Source organism: Pseudomonas sp. UBA6753, assembly GCF_002453565.1.
Lineage (GTDB): Bacteria > Pseudomonadota > Gammaproteobacteria > Pseudomonadales > Pseudomonadaceae > Aquipseudomonas > Aquipseudomonas putida_Z.
Window position 1 is genome coordinate 38081 of record NZ_DKHD01000009.1, and the last position, 18451, is coordinate 56531.

Annotated in this window: 15 protein-coding genes; 12 read left to right on the forward strand and 3 right to left on the reverse strand. The window is 64.7% G+C overall.

What is annotated here, in order from left to right; translation table 11 throughout:
- Positions 1 to 46: 46 nt before the first annotated feature.
- The 6 genes from B2790_RS04880 to prpD all read left to right on the forward strand — a co-directional run bounded on the left by B2790_RS04880 (position 47) and on the right by prpD (position 8738).
- A complete protein-coding gene (locus tag B2790_RS04880) occupies positions 47 to 763 on the forward strand; it encodes a GntR family transcriptional regulator (protein ID WP_085592915.1) in 717 nt (238 codons plus the stop codon).
- Positions 760 to 1650 carry a methylisocitrate lyase gene (gene prpB, locus B2790_RS04885; RefSeq protein ID WP_286918371.1) on the forward strand — a complete coding sequence of 297 codons (891 nt, stop codon included), beginning with the start codon at positions 760 to 762 and terminating at the stop codon, positions 1648 to 1650. Before B2790_RS04880 ends, prpB begins: the two co-directional genes overlap by 4 nt.
- Positions 1651 to 1827: 177 nt before the next feature.
- Complete coding sequence (gene prpC, locus B2790_RS04890) at positions 1828 to 2955, forward strand: bifunctional 2-methylcitrate synthase/citrate synthase (protein WP_013971911.1); 1128 nt, start codon at positions 1828 to 1830, stop codon at positions 2953 to 2955.
- 191 nt (positions 2956 to 3146) lie between these two features.
- Positions 3147 to 5735: a Fe/S-dependent 2-methylisocitrate dehydratase AcnD gene (gene acnD / locus B2790_RS04895; protein WP_286918372.1), complete on the forward strand. Its 2589-nt coding sequence runs from the start codon at positions 3147 to 3149 to the stop codon at positions 5733 to 5735.
- 157 nt (positions 5736 to 5892) lie between these two features.
- Positions 5893 to 7083, forward strand: coding sequence for a 2-methylaconitate cis-trans isomerase PrpF (prpF, locus tag B2790_RS04900; RefSeq protein WP_075044545.1), 1191 nt, complete (start codon positions 5893 to 5895; stop codon positions 7081 to 7083).
- 170 nt (positions 7084 to 7253) lie between these two features.
- Positions 7254 to 8738, forward strand: coding sequence for a 2-methylcitrate dehydratase (prpD, locus tag B2790_RS04905; protein ID WP_286918373.1), 1485 nt, complete (start codon positions 7254 to 7256; stop codon positions 8736 to 8738).
- Positions 8739 to 8924: 186 nt separating this feature from the next.
- Here the strand turns inward: prpD and acnB are convergent, their stop codons facing one another.
- Positions 8925 to 11534 (reverse strand): bifunctional aconitate hydratase 2/2-methylisocitrate dehydratase, encoded by a 2610-nt coding sequence (acnB, locus tag B2790_RS04910; RefSeq protein WP_286918375.1) that lies wholly within the window; start codon positions 11532 to 11534, stop codon positions 8925 to 8927.
- Positions 11535 to 11940: 406 nt separating this feature from the next.
- On the opposite strand from acnB, the gene B2790_RS04915 reads away from it, so the two are divergent.
- A complete protein-coding gene (locus tag B2790_RS04915; RefSeq protein WP_161795747.1) occupies positions 11941 to 12408 on the forward strand; it encodes a DUF1289 domain-containing protein in 468 nt (155 codons plus the stop codon).
- A 71-nt stretch (positions 12409 to 12479) separates the two neighbouring features.
- Entirely contained in the window at positions 12480 to 13748 is a 1269-nt protein-coding gene (locus tag B2790_RS04920; protein WP_274078739.1) for a hypothetical protein, read from the forward strand.
- 38 nt (positions 13749 to 13786) lie between these two features.
- Here the strand turns inward: B2790_RS04920 and queD are convergent, their stop codons facing one another.
- Together queD and B2790_RS04930 are read right to left on the reverse strand one after the other, a co-directional pair.
- Complete coding sequence (queD, locus tag B2790_RS04925; RefSeq protein ID WP_025338446.1) at positions 13787 to 14143, reverse strand: 6-carboxytetrahydropterin synthase QueD; 357 nt, start codon at positions 14141 to 14143, stop codon at positions 13787 to 13789.
- Between the two features lie 53 nt (positions 14144 to 14196).
- The gene (locus B2790_RS04930) at positions 14197 to 15276 is read right to left on the reverse strand and encodes a patatin-like phospholipase family protein (protein ID WP_075044611.1); all 1080 of its coding nucleotides are present in this window, start codon (positions 15274 to 15276) and stop codon (positions 14197 to 14199) included.
- A gap of 359 nt (positions 15277 to 15635) precedes the next feature.
- Between B2790_RS04930 and B2790_RS04935 the strand changes: the two genes are divergently transcribed.
- Genes B2790_RS04935 through B2790_RS04950 form a run of 4 tightly spaced genes read left to right on the forward strand, consistent with a single transcriptional unit; the run spans position 15636 to position 18246 of the window.
- The gene (locus tag B2790_RS04935) at positions 15636 to 15947 is read left to right on the forward strand and encodes a PepSY domain-containing protein (RefSeq protein WP_025338449.1); all 312 of its coding nucleotides are present in this window, start codon (positions 15636 to 15638) and stop codon (positions 15945 to 15947) included.
- A complete protein-coding gene (locus B2790_RS04940; protein WP_286918374.1) occupies positions 15947 to 16261 on the forward strand; it encodes a PepSY domain-containing protein in 315 nt (104 codons plus the stop codon). Before B2790_RS04935 ends, B2790_RS04940 begins: the two co-directional genes overlap by 1 nt.
- On the forward strand, positions 16262 to 16930 hold the full coding sequence (locus B2790_RS04945) for a response regulator transcription factor (RefSeq protein ID WP_013971919.1): 669 nt from the start codon (positions 16262 to 16264) through the stop codon (positions 16928 to 16930).
- Positions 16927 to 18246 carry a sensor histidine kinase gene (locus B2790_RS04950; RefSeq protein ID WP_137163477.1) on the forward strand — a complete coding sequence of 440 codons (1320 nt, stop codon included), beginning with the start codon at positions 16927 to 16929 and terminating at the stop codon, positions 18244 to 18246. Before B2790_RS04945 ends, B2790_RS04950 begins: the two co-directional genes overlap by 4 nt.
- Positions 18247 to 18451: the final 205 nt, after the last annotated feature.

Here is an 18451-nt window from a genome sequence, read left to right on the forward strand (position 1 = left end):
CTAATTAGCTAATTTCTGGCAAAGAGATTTGCAAGGTGTCGACAATATGCAGGACCTATCCACCCCCAGCCCGATGCTGGCAGACGAAACGGAAACCTTGTCCGAAAACGTCTTCCGGCGCATCCAGGCGGCCATCGTCAAGGGCGATATCGCCCCCGGCAGCAAGATTTCCGAGCCGGAGCTGGCGCGTACCTACGGCATCAGCCGCGGGCCGCTGCGCGAGGCCATTCACCGCCTCGAAGGCCAGCGCCTGCTGGTGCGCGTGCCGCATGTGGGGGCGCGGGTGGTGTCGCTCAACCACGCCGAACTGATCGAGCTGTACGAAATTCGCGAATCGCTGGAAGGCATGGCCTGCCGCCTGGCCGCCGAACGCATGAGCCAGGCCGACATCGACGAACTGCGCCGGGTGCTCGACACCCACGAGCGCGATGCCGCGTTCCAGGCCGGCCTGGGCTATTACCAGCAGGAAGGCGACTACGATTTCCATTACCGGATCATCCAGGGCAGCGGTAACCAGACCCTGGTCAAGATGCTCTGCGGCGAGCTGTACCAGCTGGTGCGCATGTACCGCATCCAGTTTTCCGCCACGCCCAACCGGCCACGCCAGGCCTTTGCCGAACACCACCGCATTCTCGATGCCATCGCCGACCGTGACGGCGAGCTGGCCGAACTCCTGATGCGCCGCCACATCGGCGCGTCCAAGCGCAATATCGAGCGTCACTACCTGGACGCCCACAACAACAGCCCACGAGGTGAGAAATGACTGTGAAGAGCACCCCCGGTCAGCGTTTCCGCGACGCCGTTGCCGCTGAACATCCGCTGCAGGTGGTTGGCGCCATCAACGCCAACCATGCCCTGCTGGCCAAGCGCGCCGGCTTCAAGGCCATCTACCTGTCCGGTGGCGGCGTCGCCGCCGGTTCGCTGGGCCTGCCGGACCTGGGCATCAGCGGCCTGGACGATGTACTCACCGACGTGCGCCGCATCACCGACGTGTGCGACCTGCCGCTGCTGGTGGATGTCGACACCGGCTTCGGCGCCTCTGCCTTCAACGTTGCCCGTACCGTGCGCTCGATGAGCAAGTTCGGCGCTGCCGCCATCCATATCGAGGACCAGGTCGGCGCCAAGCGCTGCGGCCACCGCCCGAACAAGGAAATCGTCAGCCAGCAGGAAATGGTCGACCGCATCAAGGCCGCAGTCGATGCCCGTACCGATGACAGCTTCGTGATCATGGCGCGTACCGATGCCCTGGCCGTCGAGGGCCTGAACGCCGCCCTGGACCGCGCCGCCGCCTGCGTCGAGGCCGGCGCCGACATGATCTTCCCGGAAGCCATCACCGAACTGCAGATGTACAAGACCTTCGCCGACCGGGTGAGGGCACCGATCCTGGCCAACATCACCGAATTCGGCGCCACGCCGCTGTACACCACCGAAGAGCTGGCCTCGGTCGACGTGTCGCTGGTGCTGTACCCGCTGTCGGCGTTCCGCGCCATGAACAAGGCGGCCGAGAACGTGTACACCGCGCTGCGCCGCGACGGCACGCAGAAGAACGTGATCGACACCATGCAGACCCGCATGGAGCTCTACGATGCCATTGGTTACCACGCCTTCGAGCAGAGCCTCGATGCGCTGTTTGCCCAGAAGAAGGGCTGAAGGCTTTTATTGGAGCGGCTGGCCTCTTCGCGGGCGCGCCCGCTCCCACAGGGACCCCACAGGCCTGGAGTGCCGCGCAGTCCCTGTAGGAGCGGGCGTGCCCGCGAAGAGGCCCGCACAGGCAAAACTGATTAGCCAGCTAAATTTCCATAACAAGTTCAAGAAAGGAGAAACACCATGGCCGAAGCAAAAGTACTCAGTGGCGCAGGCCTGCGTGGCCAGGTGGCCGGCCAGACCGCGCTGTCGACCGTGGGCCAGGCCGGTGCCGGGCTGACCTACCGTGGTTACGACGTGCGTGACCTGGCCGCGGGCGCCGAGTTCGAAGAAGTCGCCTATCTGCTGCTGTACGGCGAGCTGCCGAGCAAAGCCGAACTGGCCGACTACAAGCGCAAGCTCAAGGGCCTGCGTGACCTGCCGCAAGCCCTGAAGGAAGTGCTCGAGCGCATCCCGCGTGACGCCCACCCGATGGACGTGATGCGCACAGGTTGCTCGGTGCTGGGTACCCTGGAGCCCGAACTGACCTTCGAGGCCCAGCGTGACAAGACCGACCGCCTGCTGGCGCTGTTCCCGGCGGTGATGTGCTACTGGTACCGCTTCACCCACGACGGCGTGCGTATCGACTGCACCAGCGACGAAGACACCCTCGGTGGCCACTTCCTGCACCTGCTGCATGGCAAGAAGCCGAGCGAGCTGCACGTCAAGGTCATGAACGTGTCGCTGATCCTCTACGCCGAGCACGAGTTCAATGCCTCGACCTTCACCGCCCGCGTCTGTGCCTCGACCCTCTCCGACCTGTACTCCTGCGTAACCGCTGCCATCGGTTCGCTGCGCGGCCCGCTGCATGGCGGTGCCAACGAGGCGGCGATGGAGCTGATCGAGCGCTTCCAGAGCCCGCAGGAAGCCACTGCCGAGCTGCTGCGCATGCTCGAGCGCAAGGACAAGATCATGGGCTTTGGCCATGCCATCTACAAAGAGTCCGACCCGCGCAACGAGGTGATCAAGGGCTGGTCGAAACAGCTCGCCGACGAAGTGGGTGACAAGGTGCTGTACCCGGTTTCCGAAGCCATCGACAAAACCATGTGGGAGCAGAAGCGCCTGTTCCCCAACGCCGACTTCTACCATGCCTCGGCGTACCACTTCATGGGCATCCCGACCAAGCTGTTCACCCCGATCTTCGTCTGCTCGCGCCTGACCGGCTGGGCGGCGCACGTCTTCGAACAGCGCGCCAACAACCGCATCATCCGCCCGAGCGCCGAGTATGTCGGCGTCGAGCAGCGCCAGTTCGTGCCGATCGAACAGCGCTGACAGGCCGTACCTGTGGGGGCCTGTTCCGGCCTCATCGCCGGCAAGCCGGCTCCCACAGGGACTGCACCAGCCTCAGGAGCAGTGCAATACCTGTGGGAGCCGGCTTGCCGGCGATGAGGCCGGAACGGCTGACACAGGGCTGCAACCAGAAAGCTATCCACGACCGTACCGTGACCGAGCCTGATAACGATATGAACACTGCATTCCGCAAGCACCTGCCAGGCACCGACCTGGACTACTTCGATGCCCGCGCGGCGGTCGAGGCCATCAAGCCCGGCGCCTACGATGGCCTGCCTTACACCTCTCGCGTACTTGCCGAAAACCTGGTGCGCCGCTGCGACCCGGCTACCCTCGACGCCTCGCTGGGCCAGCTGATCGAGCGCAAGCGCGACCTCGACTTCCCGTGGTTCCCGGCCCGCGTGGTGTGCCACGACATTCTCGGCCAGACCGCACTGGTCGACCTCGCCGGCCTGCGTGACGCCATTGCCGACAAAGGCGGCGACCCGGCCCAGGTCAACCCTGTGGTGCCGGTGCAACTGATCGTCGACCACTCGCTGGCCGTCGAGTGCGGCGGTTTCGACCCGCAGGCCTTCGAAAAGAACCGCGCCATCGAAGACCGCCGCAACGAAGACCGCTTCCATTTCATCAACTGGACCAAGAAGGCGTTCAAGAACGTCGACGTGATCCAGCCGGGCAACGGCATCATGCACCAGATCAACCTGGAGAAGATGTCGCCGGTGATCCACAACGACCGTGGCGTGGCCTACCCGGACACCTGCGTCGGCACCGACAGCCACACCCCGCATGTCGACGCCCTGGGCGTGATCGCCATCGGCGTGGGTGGCCTGGAAGCCGAGAACGTGATGCTCGGCCGTGCCTCGTGGATGCGCCTGCCGGAAATCGTCGGCGTCGAGCTGACCGGCAAGCTGGCGCCGAACATCACCGCCACCGACCTGGTGCTGGCCCTGACCGAATTCCTGCGCAAGCAGAAAGTCGTCGGCGCCTACCTGGAGTTCCACGGCGAGGGCGCCCGTGCCCTGACCCTGGGCGACCGCGCCACCATCTCCAACATGGCCCCGGAATATGGCGCCACTGCGGCGATGTTCGCCATCGACCAGCAGACCATCGACTACCTGCGCCTGACCGGCCGCGAAGAGCAGCAGGTCAAGCTGGTGGAAACCTATGCCAAGGCCACCGGCCTGTGGGCCGACAGCCTGGGCGGCGCAGTCTACGAGCGCACCCTGAGCTTCGACCTGTCGAGCGTGGTGCGCAACATGGCCGGCCCGTCCAACCCGCATGCCCGCGTCGCCACCAGCGACCTGGCGGCCAAAGGCATCGCCGGCAGTTGGGAAGAAGTGCCAGGGCAGATGCCTGATGGCGCGGTGATCATTGCCGCCATCACCAGCTGCACCAACACCAGCAACCCGCGCAACGTGATTGCCGCAGGCCTGCTGGCGCGCAATGCCAACAAGCTGGGCCTGGCCCGCAAGCCGTGGGTCAAGTCGTCGCTGGCGCCTGGCTCCAAGGCCGTGCAGCTGTACCTGGAAGAGGTCGGGCTGGAGAAGGAGCTGGAACAGCTCGGTTTTGGCATCGTCGCCTTCGCCTGCACCACCTGCAACGGCATGTCCGGCGCCCTGGACCCGGTGATCCAGCAAGAAATCATCGACCGTGACCTGTACGCCACCGCCGTGCTGTCGGGCAACCGCAACTTCGACGGGCGTATCCACCCGTATGCCAAGCAGGCCTTCCTCGCTTCGCCGCCACTGGTGGTGGCCTACGCCATCGCCGGTACCATCCGCTTCGACATCGAGAAGGATGTGCTGGGCGTGGTCGACGGCAAGGAAATCCGCCTCAAGGACATCTGGCCCAGCGACGAAGAGATCGACGCCGTGGTGCGTGCCGCGGTCAAGCCGGAACAGTTCCGCAAGGTGTACATCCCGATGTTCGCCATCGAGGAAGACCGTGGGCCGAAGGTGGCGCCGCTGTACGACTGGCGCCCGATGAGCACCTACATACGCCGCCCGCCGTACTGGGAGGGTGCCTTGGCCGGTGAACGTACCCTGCGCGGCATGCGCCCGCTGGCAGTGCTGCCGGACAACATCACCACCGACCACCTGTCGCCGTCCAACGCCATCATGCTCGACAGCGCTGCCGGCGAGTACCTGGCGAAGATGGGCCTGCCGGAGGAGGACTTCAACTCCTACGCTACCCACCGTGGCGACCACCTGACTGCCCAGCGCGCTACCTTTGCCAACCCCAAGCTGTTCAACGAAATGGTGCGCAAGGAAGACGGCAGCGTGAAGCAGGGCTCGCTGGCGCGTATCGAGCCGGAAGGCAAGGTCACCCGCATGTGGGAGGCGATCGAGACCTACATGGATCGCAAGCAGCCGCTGATCATCGTCGCCGGTGCCGACTACGGCCAGGGTTCGTCCCGTGACTGGGCGGCCAAGGGTGTGCGCCTGGCCGGTGTCGAGGCGATCGTCGCCGAAGGTTTCGAGCGTATTCACCGTACCAACCTGGTGGGCATGGGCGTGCTGCCGCTGGAGTTCAAGCCGGGCACCGACCGCAAGACCCTCGGCCTGGATGGCAGCGAGACCTATGACGTACTGGGCGCGCGTACGCCGCGGGCGACGCTGACCCTGGTGGTTACCCGCGCCAACGGCGAGCGCCTGGAGGTACCGGTGACCTGCCGCCTGGACACCGCCGAGGAGGTGTCGATCTACGAGGCCGGCGGGGTGCTGCAACGCTTCGCCCAGGACTTCCTCGAAGCGACCGCCTAATTGCAGGGGGCCGCTTTGCGGCCCATCGCCGGCAAGCCAGCTCCCACAGGGATTGCACATCCTGCAGCCAGCTGGGTTCCTGTGGGAGCTGGCTTGCCGGCGATGGGCTGCATGGCAGCCCCGGGTTTTTATGCCTATCAGACAGGACAGCACATCCATGGCTCATGTACCGCAAGTAAAAATCCCCGCCACCTACATCCGTGGCGGCACCAGCAAAGGCGTGTTCTTCCGCCTGCAAGACCTGCCCGAGCAGGCGCAGATCCCCGGCCCAGCCCGTGATGCACTGCTGCTGCGGGTGATCGGCAGCCCCGACCCTTATGGCAAGCAGATCGACGGCATGGGCGGTGCCACTTCGAGCACCAGCAAGACCGTGATCCTGTCGCAAAGCATCAAGCCTGAACACGATGTCGACTACCTGTTCGGCCAGGTCAGCATCGACAAGGCCTTTGTCGACTGGAGCGGCAATTGCGGCAACCTCTCCGCCGCGGTCGGTTCGTTCGCCATCAGCAGCGGCCTGGTCGACCCGGCGCGCATTCCGCGCAACGGCATCGCCACCGTGCGCATCTGGCAGGCCAACATCGGCAAGACCATCATCGCCCATGTGCCGATCACCGAAGGTGAAGTGCAGGAAACCGGCGACTTCGAGCTGGACGGGGTGACCTTCCCGGCCGCCGAGGTGCAGCTTGAGTTCCTCGACCCGGCGGCCGACGAAGATGGCGACGGCGGGGCGATGTTCCCCACCGGCAACCTGGTCGATGATCTCGAGGTGCCAGGTGTCGGTACGTTCAAGGCGACCCTGATCAATGCCGGCATCCCGACCATCTTCGTCAATGCGGCGGATATCGGCTACACCGGCACCGAACTGCAGGACGCCATCAACGGCGACCCGCAGGCGCTGCTGCGCTTCGAGACAATTCGCGCCTATGGCGCCGTGCGCATGGGCCTGATCGACAACGTCGACCAGGCTGCCGGGCGTCAGCACACGCCGAAAGTGGCTTTCGTCGCGCCGCCGAGCACCTACACTGCGTCCAGTGGCAAAGCGGTGCAGGCGGGTGATATCGACCTGCTGGTGCGGGCCTTGTCGATGGGCAAGCTGCACCATGCAATGATGGGAACGGCCGCGGTGGCCATCGGCACCGCGGCGGCCATTCCGGGCACGCTGGTCAACCTCGCCGCAGGCGGGGGCGAGCGCAGCGCCGTGCGTTTCGGCCACCCCTCGGGCACCCTGCGGGTGGGGGCCGAGGCGCGCCAGGTGAATGGTGAATGGACAGTGACCAAGGCAATCATGAGCCGCAGTGCTCGCGTGCTGATGGAGGGCTGGGTTCGCGTGCCTGGCGATAGCTTCTAACGCACCACTGGCGCTCGGCTTTAGTTCGTTGGGGCCGCTTTGTGCCCCTTCGCGGGCTTGCCCGCTCCCACAGGTAATCACAGGTTCCGAAGGCTGTGGTGTACTTGTGGGAGCGGGCGAGCCCGCGAAGGGCTGCACAGCAGCCCCGGCAATTCTGAACGGAGCTGGATATGAGCGCCAACGTAGACCTCAACGCCCGCCCGGACTACGACCGGGTGCTGCAAACCCTCGCCGATTACGCCCTCACGTACCGGGTCGAATCCGCCGAAGCCCTGGACACCGCGCGCAACTGCCTGATGGATACCCTCGGCTGCGGCCTGCTGGCCCTGCGCTTCCCCGAATGCACCAAGCTGCTAGGCCCCCAGGTGGAAGGTACGGTGGTGCCCAATGGTGCCCGCGTGCCCGGCACCGCCTACCGCCTCGACCCGGTCAAGGCCGCCTGGGACATCGGCTGCACGGTACGTTGGCTGGACTACAACGATACCTGGCTGGCCGCCGAATGGGCCCACCCCTCGGACAACCTCGGCGGCATCCTGGCGGTTGCCGATCATCTGTCGCAGAAGCGCGTGGCCGCAGGTGAAACGCCACTGTTGATGCGCGATGTGCTCGAAGCCATGGTCATGGCTCACGAGATCCAGGGCGTGCTGGCGCTGGAAAATGCCTTCAACCGCGTTGGCCTCGACCACGTGATACTGGTCAAGGTGGCCTCCACCGCCGTGTGCGCCAGGCTGATGGGGGCCAACCGTGAGCAGATGCTGAGCGCCTTGTCCCACGCCTTCGTCGACGGCCAGGCGCTGCGTACCTACCGCCATGCGCCCAACGCCGGTTCGCGCAAGTCGTGGGCCGCCGGTGATGCTTCCAGCCGTGGCGTGCGCCTGGCCGATATTGCCCTGCGTGGCGAGATGGGCGTGCCGGGCGTGCTCACCGCGCCGCAGTGGGGCTTCTATGATGTGCTGTTCAGCCACACCAACAAGGACCTCGCGCTCAAGCCGTCCGAGCAGCAAGAGCTGCGCGTGCCGCAGGCCCTGGGTAGCTACGTGATGGAAAACGTGCTGTTCAAGGTCAGTTTCCCGGCCGAGTTCCACGCCCAGACCGCCTGCGAGGCAGCGGTAACCCTGCATCCACTGGTGCGTAACCGCCTGCACGAAATCGACCGTATCGTCATTACCACCCAGGAGTCGGCGGTCCGCATCATTTCCAAGAGCGGCCCGCTGGCCAATGCTGCCGACCGCGATCACTGCCTGCAGTACATGGTGGCGGTGCCGCTTATTTTCGGTCATCTGGTGGCCGAGCATTACGAAGACACCTTCCATGCCAACCACCCAAGCATCGACCGCCTGCGCGAGAAGATGGAGGTGGTTGAAGACCCGCGCTTCAGCCGTGAGTACCTGGAGCCGGACAAACGCTCGATCGCCAACGCGCTGCAGGTGTTCTTCAAGGATGGCAGCAGTACCGAGCAGGTGGTGGTGGAATACCCGATCGGGCATCGCCGGCGGCGAGGGGAGGGCATACCGTTGCTGGAGGCCAAGTTCAGGGACAACCTGGCGACGCGCTTTGCGCGGCAGCGGTGTGGGGAGATTCTTGAGGTGTGCAAGGACCAGCAAAAGCTGGAACAGATGGCGGTGCACAGGTTTGTGGATTTGTTCGTGATCTGAATCGGCCTCTTCGCGGGCTTGCCCGCTCCCACAGGCACAACGCAGGCCTGATGGCAGTGGGGTACCTGTGGGAGCGGGCAAGCCCGCGAAGAGGCCGGTAAAGCCGACACAACCCCCACAAAAAAGCCCCGGCATCTCTGCCAGGGCTTCTTCTTGTAGCTTGCAGCTTACAACTTGCCGCTCAGCTTACGCCTGAACCACCGGGATCTTGGCGTTGGCTGCCGCTTCGCGGAACTCGGCGATCTGGTCGAAGCTCAGGTAGCGGTAAACGTCGGCAGCCATGCTGTCGATGTCCTTCGCGTACTGCATGTACTCTTCAACGGTCGGCAGCTTGCCGATGATCGAAGCGACAGCAGCCAGCTCGGCCGATGCCAGGTACACGTTGGTGGCGTCGCCCAGACGGTTCGGGAAGTTACGGGTCGAGGTGGAGACCACGGTCGAACCGGTCTGCACACGTGCCTGGTTACCCATGCACAGCGAGCAGCCTGGCATTTCCATGCGCGCGCCAGCCTTGCCGTAGATGCCGTAGTAGCCTTCTTCGGTCAGCTGGTGAGCGTCCATCTTGGTTGGCGGAGCCAGCCACAGACGGGTCGGGATACCGCCCTTGACCTTGTCCAGCAGCTTGCCGGCAGCGCGGAAGTGGCCGATGTTGGTCATGCACGAACCGATGAACACTTCGTCGATCTTCTCGCCCTGTACCGAAGACAGCAGGCGGGCATCGTCCGGGTCGTTCGGCGCGCAGAGCACAGGCTCTTTCACGTCGGCCAGGTCGATTTCGATGATTTCGGCGTATTCGGCATCGGCGTCGGCCGACAGCAGCTCAGGCTTGGCCAGCCAGGCTTCCATGGCCTGGGCGCGGCGCTCCAGGGTGCGGGCATCGCCGTAGCCTTCGCCGATCATCCAGCGCAGCAGGGTGATGTTGGACTGCAGGTACTCGGCGATGGCCTTTTCTGGCAGCTTGATGGTGCAACCGGCAGCGGAACGCTCGGCCGAGGCGTCGGACAGCTCGAAGGCTTGCTCGACGGTCAGATCGTTCAGGCCTTCGATCTCGAGGATGCGGCCGGAGAAGGCGTTTTTCTTGCCTTTCTTCTCGACGGTCAGCAGGCCCTTCTGGATGGCGTAGTAAGGGATGGCATGAACCAGGTCACGCAGGGTGATGCCTGGCTGCAGTTTGCCCTTGAAGCGCACCAGGATCGACTCTGGCATGTCCAGCGGCATGACGCCGGTGGCGGCGGCGAAGGCCACCAGGCCGGAACCTGCCGGGAACGAGATGCCGATCGGGAAGCGGGTGTGCGAGTCGCCACCGGTACCCACGGTGTCAGGCATCAGCATGCGGTTCAGCCAGCTGTGGATGATGCCGTCGCCCGGGCGCAGCGACACGCCGCCACGGGTGCGGATGAAGTCTGGCAGGGTGTGGTGGGTGGTGACGTCGATCGGCTTCGGATAGGCCGCGGTGTGGCAGAACGACTGCATCACCAGGTCAGCGGAGAAGCCCAGGCACGCCAGGTCTTTCAGCTCGTCGCGGGTCATCGGGCCAGTGGTGTCCTGGGAACCGACGGTGGTCATCTTCGGCTCGCAGTAGGCACCTGGGCGCACGCCCTGGCCTTCTGGCAGGCCGCAGGCACGGCCGACCATTTTCTGTGCCAGGGTGAAGCCCTTGCCCGAATCGGCAGGCTGCTCCGGCTTCTTGAACAGGTCGGAAGCACCCAGGCCCAGTTCGGCACGGGCTTTTTCGGTCAGGCCACGGCCGACGATCAGCGGGATACGGCCGCCAGCGCGGACTTCATCCAGCAGCACTTCGGTTTTCAGCTCGAAGTTGGTGACCAGTTCGTCGCTGCCGTGACGGCGCACTTCGCCCTTGAACGGGTAAACGTCGATGACGTCGCCCATGGCCAGGTTGGTGCAGTCGAATTCGATCGGCAGGGCGCCGGCGTCTTCCATGGTGTTGTAGAAGATCGGGGCAATCTTGGTGCCGAAGCAGAAGCCACCGGCGCGCTTGTTCGGCACGTACGGGATGTCGTCGCCGAAGAACCACAGCACCGAGTTGGTGGCGGATTTACGCGAGGAACCGGTACCGACCACGTCACCGACGTAGGCAACCTGGAAGCCCTTGGCCTTGACGGCTTCGATCTGGGCCAGCGGGCCGACCGAACCAGGCTGCTGCGGCTCGATGCCGTCGCGGGCCATTTTCAGCATGGCCAGGGCGTGCAGCGGGATGTCAGGGCGCGACCAGGCGTCCGGGGCAGGGGACAGGTCGTCGGTGTTGGTTTCGCCAGGCACCTTGAACACGGTCAGGGTGTACTTGTCGGCGATGGCCGGACGCGAGGTGAACCACTCGCCGGCAGCCCAGGATTCCAGCACGGCCTTGGCGTGAACGTTGCCGGCCTTGGCTTTTTCGGCCACGTCGTGGAAGGCATCGAACATCAGCAGGGTGTGCTTGAGCTGTTCGGCCGCGACGGCGCCCAATTCGGCGTCATCCAGCAGTGCGACCAGCGTTTCGATGTTGTAGCCGCCCTGCATGGTGCCCAGCAGTTCGGTGGCGTGCTTGCGGTCGATCAGAGGCGACTTGGCTTCGCCCTTGGCGACGGCGGAGAGGAAAGCGGCCTTGACGTAGGCAGCTTCGTCGACCCCTGGCGGTACGCGGTTGGTGATCAGGTCTACGAGGAAGGCTTCTTCGCCGGCCGGCGGGTTTTTCAGCAGCTCGACCAGGCCTGCAGTTTGTTCGGCGTTCAGCGGCTGGGGCACGATACCCAGGGCGGCACGCTCTTCGATGTGTTTGCGGTAGGCTTCAAGCACAGTTATTTCCCTCATCAGTGGTCCCTAAAGGGGGTCCGGGACGCTCATCCAGCATTCAATGCACCCATGCGCTGCCACGGCTTTGTGGGCCGCCCAGCCAGAGTCGCAAAGAATCCTTACAGAAGCTGCTTTCAAAGTTTTACGCCTGCAGAACGGGGAGCTGATGAGGGCTGGCACGGGCATGCGAGGGATGCATGGCCCGGGCCAACGCCGTTCTACCGGATGAACTGTGCTCGTGACGCTTTGAAAACAGCTTCCAACGGACATTGTTGCCTTTGAAAAGGCGGGATGATTCTACGGCAAAAAAAGCTCGAAGGTAAGGCGGCGAAGATGACTTTAACGAGTGACCCTGGTTAGACAAAGGGCTAACATGAGCCCGTGTTCCACCGCCAAGCTGTTGTTTTTCATGTCCAACAAGTCCATCAAAACCCCTTGCGTCGGCCTGTGCTCCACGGTTTACGGAGACACGGTTTGCCGTGGCTGCAAGCGGTTCCACCACGAAGTGATCAACTGGAACGGCTACGACGATGCGCAGAAGCGCGCCGTGTGGCTGCGTCTGGAGCAGCTGCTGGTGCAGGTGATGATGGCCAAGCTGGAGGTGTTCGACAAAGGCCTGCTGCGCCAGCAACTGGAGCAGCGTTCCATCCGCTTTGTCGAGCAGCAGTCGGAATATTGCTGGGCGTACCAGCTGATTGCCCGTGGGGCTCGGATGATCCGTGATCTGGAGGCCTATGGCATGGTGCTGTTGCCGGAATTCCGCGACTGGGAGCTGCCGCAGTTGCGCGACGCCATCGACCGCGAGTTCTTCCTGCTGTCCGAGGCGCATTACCAGCGCTACATCGCCCCGGCGTTCCTGCAACAGGCTTTGGAGTAGGCTGTTTCCCGCTGATTTCGGGCGGCATCGCTCGCGTAGTGTCCGGCGTTTTCCATGCATAGGAAGCGCCCATGAGCGAATATGTCTACCACCCGGAATTTTCCTTTTTGGCTCGCTGCTGGTGGCAGCTGGGCGATGAGCTCCTGCATCCCGATCAGTGGGACGCTTCGACCGCCAGGCTTGCCCCCATGTGGCTGCATTATGGCGGGGCCGGGTTTCACAATGACCACTGGTACCGGTATCTGCGGGCCGAGCCCGAAGGCACCGGGCCATTGCGGCTGGAGCCATGGAGCTACACCTTGCCCAGTCATGTGTATGGCGAGCTGTTCTGGTTCGGAGCCTATGTCAGCGGTACGGAACGGACCGGGGCGACGCTGCGCTATGAAATGCGGCCTTATGACCGGAACTGGAAACCGCTGAACCGGATTGTCTACAGTAAGCCGGGGGTGCTGTCAGGCTTTGCAGGCTATGCGGGCGTGAAGGACCAGACCGAGGCGGCGGCCGGGCGTCAGCATCTGACCGATCCGCAGCACCTGTGGAACCTTTCGGGTATCAACCACAACGATATCAAGCGCGGGGCGCGGTTATGCAATGTCGTTCTGGTCGACGCCGCCGGGCAACGGGCCAGGCGCATCGCCAACCGGGAGGCGTGGCTGATAAACACGCTGACTGGCGAGCCAGGACTGATGGCCCTAGAAGTGCTGGACTACGCCCATGAAGCGCGCGATGTCGCCTGGGGCACGGGCCTGCAGCGGGCGGGCAGCAGTCATGTGTTCAAGGCAGAGCACAGTTTCATCGCCAGTTTGTGCTGGCGGCCCGACGAGGCGCCAGCCGGCCCTGCCGGCTCCGCGGACGGCGTGCAAGGCTTGGTGGCAGCTCGCTTTGACGAAGGCTGGGAGTGGAACCCACGGGCAAGGTTGAGTGTGGAGCAGACCGATTCGTTGGGCACGCGTTGGCGCGACGATGAAACCCGACCGGCATGCGAGCGTTTCTGGTTTGCCGCTTACCTCGATAACGGGGTGTATGCGTATGAGATCTGGCCGCTTGACGAGCGTGGTCGGCGCCTGAACTTCACCTTGCGCAAACAGACAGGCTGGACCATGAGCCTGGCGCAGCGCTGGCAATCGGTTCGTGCGGAGGCGGATTTTCTCTGGCATCTGGACGGGTTGGACCCGGCTACCTTGCAGGTGGGGGCAACTGTGGCCAACGTGAAACTCAGGCACAGCAGTGGCCGAGTCGTGAAGCTGGCTGATCGCAGCGAACGCAGGCTGGGTACGCAGGCGCTGGGTGAGGAAGGATCCCTGACTGTGCAGGTGCTGGAAACCTCGGCCAGGTTCTAGGGGGCGCAAGGGCGCTGCTACAGCGCCCTTGCCGGGGTTCAGTCGCCGCTGTACTCGCAGCCGCTGGTGCAGGTCTCGTGGATGCGGACCTTCGACAGTTCCGGCAGCAGCGGCTTGACCTGGTCCCAGATCCACTTGGCGATCACTTCGCTGGTGGGGTTTTCCAGGCCCGGGATGTCGTTCAGGTAGTTATGGTCCAGTTGCTCGTAGATCGGCTTGAAGATCGCCTTGATCTCGGCGAAATCGCGGATCCAGCCGGTGTGCGGGTCGAGCGGGCCGGTCAGGTGCAGGCCGACCTTGAACGAGTGGCCGTGCAGGCGACCGCATTTGTGCCCGGCAGGGACGTGCGGCAGGCGGTGGGCCGATTCGAATGTGAATTCCTTGAAGATTTCCACGCTGTCATAACTCTATGTGAATCAAGAATGCGCGCAGTCTACCAGCATGGCCGCTACAAGGCTTGCAGGCGTTCATGCAACCGCCCGGTGGCAATCAGCTCCAGCAGCTCGTCGCCCAGCCGCTGGCTCTCGGCAATGGCCTTGTACCAGTAGCGCTTGCGGCCAGGCGCATCGCCCATGAAACGCTTGAAGTCGTTGCGGTCGGGCAGCTTGCCGTAGGGCAGAGCCGCCAGGTACTGCGGCGAGGGTGTCATCAGCAGCACGTTCTGCAGGCGGGTGGCATCGCCCTTGCGCCAGGGCAGGGCCTTGTCGAACCAGCCGGGTACGACCTTGTCGGTGAAGTGCGGGTACAGCACCAGGTCGTCGCCGCGGTAGGGCAGGTCGAGGTGGTAGTCCAGCAGGCCGCCGTCGCGGTAGGTGCCTGCACCTGCGCCTGGGATGTCTTTCACACCTTCCATGACCATGGGGATGGACCCCGAGGCGAGCAAGGCATGGCGCAGGTTGGCCTGGTCCAGCGGCAGGCAGCGCGAGGGGAAGTCGGTCAGTGCGTCGAGCGGAGGCGTGGCGCGGCCGTCGTGCAGGATGATGCGCTCGAAGTGCCGGGCCAGGCGCGAACGGCCGAGCAGGTTGCTGGCGATCACCGAACCCAGGCCGAGGCCCAGGCGGCCGCGATGGTCGTGGGCGAGCTGGCCATGGCTCTTCACTACCAGGATGTTCAGGCGATAGTGCGGGTTGGCCAGCAGTTGGCCGTCGCGGCCTTGCAGCAGGTTGTCGAGCATGTGTTGGCAGCTGCGGCTGATTTCGGCCGGGGTGACGCCCTTGGCGAAATCCTGCTCGGTGTACAGTTCGCCCAGGCGACGGATACCTGCGACCGGGTCGTCGAGGCAGGCACTGGCGAAGCGCCAGGCGCCGATCGAGGCGCCGATCAGCGCACGTTGGCGTGGTGCCGACGGCAGCCACTCACCGAACAGCGCCAGGTCCAGGCCCTGGATGCCCAGCGGCTTCGGCCCGCCAGCCGCACCCGGCAGCACACCGACATCGGCCGCCTGCAGGCCGCGCTCGCGGACCTGCCGCAAGGCACGTTGGCCGGCCTTGAAGGTGAGGGCGGGGTATTTGATGTGAATGGCGCTCATGGCGGATCTCTTGGGCTGCAGGCGAGTCATTGTAAAGGGTTCAAGGCATGCACAGGGCCTGCAGGAGATTGCCCGGCCCATCGGGTTGCGCTGTCGCATAGGGAACAAGGTTCTAGAGCATGTCACATTCCCTGTGGGAGCGGGCGCGCCCGCGAATGGCCCAGCGCGGTGTATGGCACCGGCTGCGCCGGTGTTCGCGGGCAAGCCCGCTCCCACAGGGGCCGCGCAGGATTCGGTGATGGCGAGACAGCAGCCTGACCTGCGCTATCATGGCGCCAGTTGTTTTCAGGTTGAATTAAGGACCGGTGGTTAATCTTAACCCCGTAGACAACTTGCACAGTTCTCAGGAGAGAAGAACGATGAAACACATGACTGCCCTGTTCACCGTAGCCGCCGCCCTTGCCCTGGGTGCCCATTCTGCCATCGCCAAGGACGTGCAGCCCGATGAAGTGGTCAAGCTGGTCAATGCCAAGACCGTCAAGTCGCTGGACGAACTCAAAGCCGCCGCCGTGGCCAAGCACCCAGGTGCCACCGTCACCGACTCCGAGCTTGAAGACGAGTACGGCCGCTACATCTACAAGGTCGAGTTGCGCGACACGCAGAACGTCGAATGGGACGTGGCGCTGGACGCCAAGACCGGTGAAGTGCTGAAGGACGAGCGGGACAACTGATGACCCACCTACTGCGGCCGGCGCGCTACCTCGCGCTGGCCCTGCTGGCCGTGTGTTCCCTGGCCGTTGCCCGCGACCTGGACCAGGACGAAGCCCTGGAACTGCGCCAGAAGGGCGTCATCCTGCCGCTCGAGCATCTGCTGGAAACCGCCCTGGGGCGTCACCCCGGGGCGCGCCTGCTGGAGGCCGAGCTGGAAGAAGACGACAATCGCTACGAATACGAAGTCGAGTTGCTGACGGCTGAAGGCGTGGTGCGCGAGATCAAGCTCGACGCCAGCAGCGGTGCCCTGCTCAAAGACGAGGAAGACGACTGAATGCGCCTGTTGCTTGTCGAGGACAATGTACCGCTGGCCGATGAACTGACTGCCGGCCTGCAGCGCCAGGGCTACGCCGTGGACTGGCTGGCCGACGGCCGCGACGCGGTGTACCAGGGCCAGAGCGAACCCTACGATTTGATCATCCTGGACCTTGGCCTGCCGGGCCTGCCGGGCCTGGAGGTGCTGGCCCAGTGGCGTGCCGCCGGCCTGGCCACGCCGGTGTTGATCCTTACTGCCCGTGGCTCGTGGGCCGAGCGTATCGAAGGGCTGAAGGCCGGGGCCGATGACTACCTGAGCAAACCCTTCCACCCCGAAGAACTGCAGCTACGCATCCAGGCGCTGTTGCGCCGTGCCCGTGGCCTGGCCAACCAGCCGACGCTGGAAGCGGCCGGCCTGCACCTGGACGAAAGCCGGCAGTGCGTGAACCGTGACGGCGTGGATATCCAGCTGACCGCCGCCGAGTTCCGCCTGCTGCGCTACTTCATGCTGCATCCGCAGCAGATCCTGTCCAAGAGCCACCTGGCCGAGCACCTCTACGACGGTGAAACCGAGCGCGACTCCAACGTGCTGGAAGTGCACGTCAACCACTTGCGGCGCAAGCTGGGCCGCAGCGTCATCGAGACCCGCCGCGGGCAGGGCTACATCTACGCCGGGAGCGCCGCGTGAAGTCGATCCAGGCGCGCCTGAGCCTGGGCCTGGTGGCGGTGCTGGTGGTGGTCGGCCTGGTGCTGGCGCAGCTGACCCTGTGGCTGTTCGAGGTCGGCCTGCAGCGCTACCTGGAGAACGGCCTGCGCAAGGAAAGCGAAAACCTGCTGGTGGCCCTGGTGCGCGGGCCTTCGGGCCTGCAGCTGGATGAGCGGCGTATCTCGGCCGCCTACCAGCGGCCGTTTTCCGGCTATTACTTCCGCATCGATTTCGATAAAGGCACCTGGCGCTCCCGTTCGCTGTGGGATCTGGACATGCCCAAGCCCGCCGCGCCGGGCCTTTCCGACAGCCACGAACTCGGCCCGGAAGGCCAGCAACTGCTTGCCCTGCGTGCCGACTACCGGCGCCTGGGCCAGGACATCTCGATCAGCGTGGCACAGGATTATTCACCGGTACGCGAAGGTTTCCGACGCCTGCAACAGATCGGCCTGGGCATGGGCCTGGTGGCGCTGATCCTGGTGCTGGTGTTGCAGCGCATCACCGTGACCCGCTCGCTGCGGCCACTGGAGCGGGCCCGCCAGCAGATCGCCCAGTTGCAGCAGGGCCAGCGCTCGCAGCTGGATGCCGAGGTGCCCAGCGAACTGGCGCCGCTGGTGGGGCAGATCAACCACCTGCTGAGCCATACCGAAGACAGCCTGCGCCGCTCGCGCAATGCCCTGGGCAACCTGGGCCATGCACTGAAGACGCCACTGGCGGTGCTGCTGAGCCTGGCCTCCAGCGAGCGCCTGAAGGACCTGCCGGATGTTCGCGCGCAGATGCGTGAGCAGCTGGAGCAGATTCAGCAGCGCCTGGCGCGTGAGCTGAACCGTGCGCGCCTGGCCGGGGATGCGCTGCCTGGCGCGCAGTTCGACTGCGACGTCGAGCTGCCGGGGTTGCTGGGGACGCTGGGCATGATCCATGGCGAGGGCCTGCTGCTGGCCAGGGATGTGCCGCCCGGGCTGCTGCTGCCTTGGGACCGCGAGGACTTCCTGGAGCTGCTCGGCAACCTGCTGGACAACGCCTGCAAGTGGGCCGACAGCGAGGTGCGGCTGGGTATCGCGCCGAGTGCCGAGGGCTATCAGGTGTGGGTCGATGATGATGGCCCCGGTATCCCCGAGGGCCAGCGGCAACAGGTGCTGGAGCGCGGTTCGCGGCTGGACGAGCAGGTAGACGGGCACGGGCTAGGGTTGGGCATCGTGCGCGATATCGTCGAGGCCTGGGGCGGGCGCCTGGCGCTGCTGGATAGCCCCCTGGGTGGCTTGCGGGTGAGCATCGACTTGCCGCGCAAGGCTCGGTAATGCCGGGGCCGCTTTGCGGCCCATCGCCGGCAAGCCAGCTCCCACAGGTACAGCGTTGCTCTCAAGGTTGTCGCTGTACCTGTGGGAGCGGCCTTGTGTCGCGAAAGGGCCGCAAAGCGGCCCCAGGATTGATGCGCAACAGTTGAAATTGCTGGGGCTGCTTTGCAGCCCTTTCGCGACACAAGGCCGCTCCCACAGGGATCGC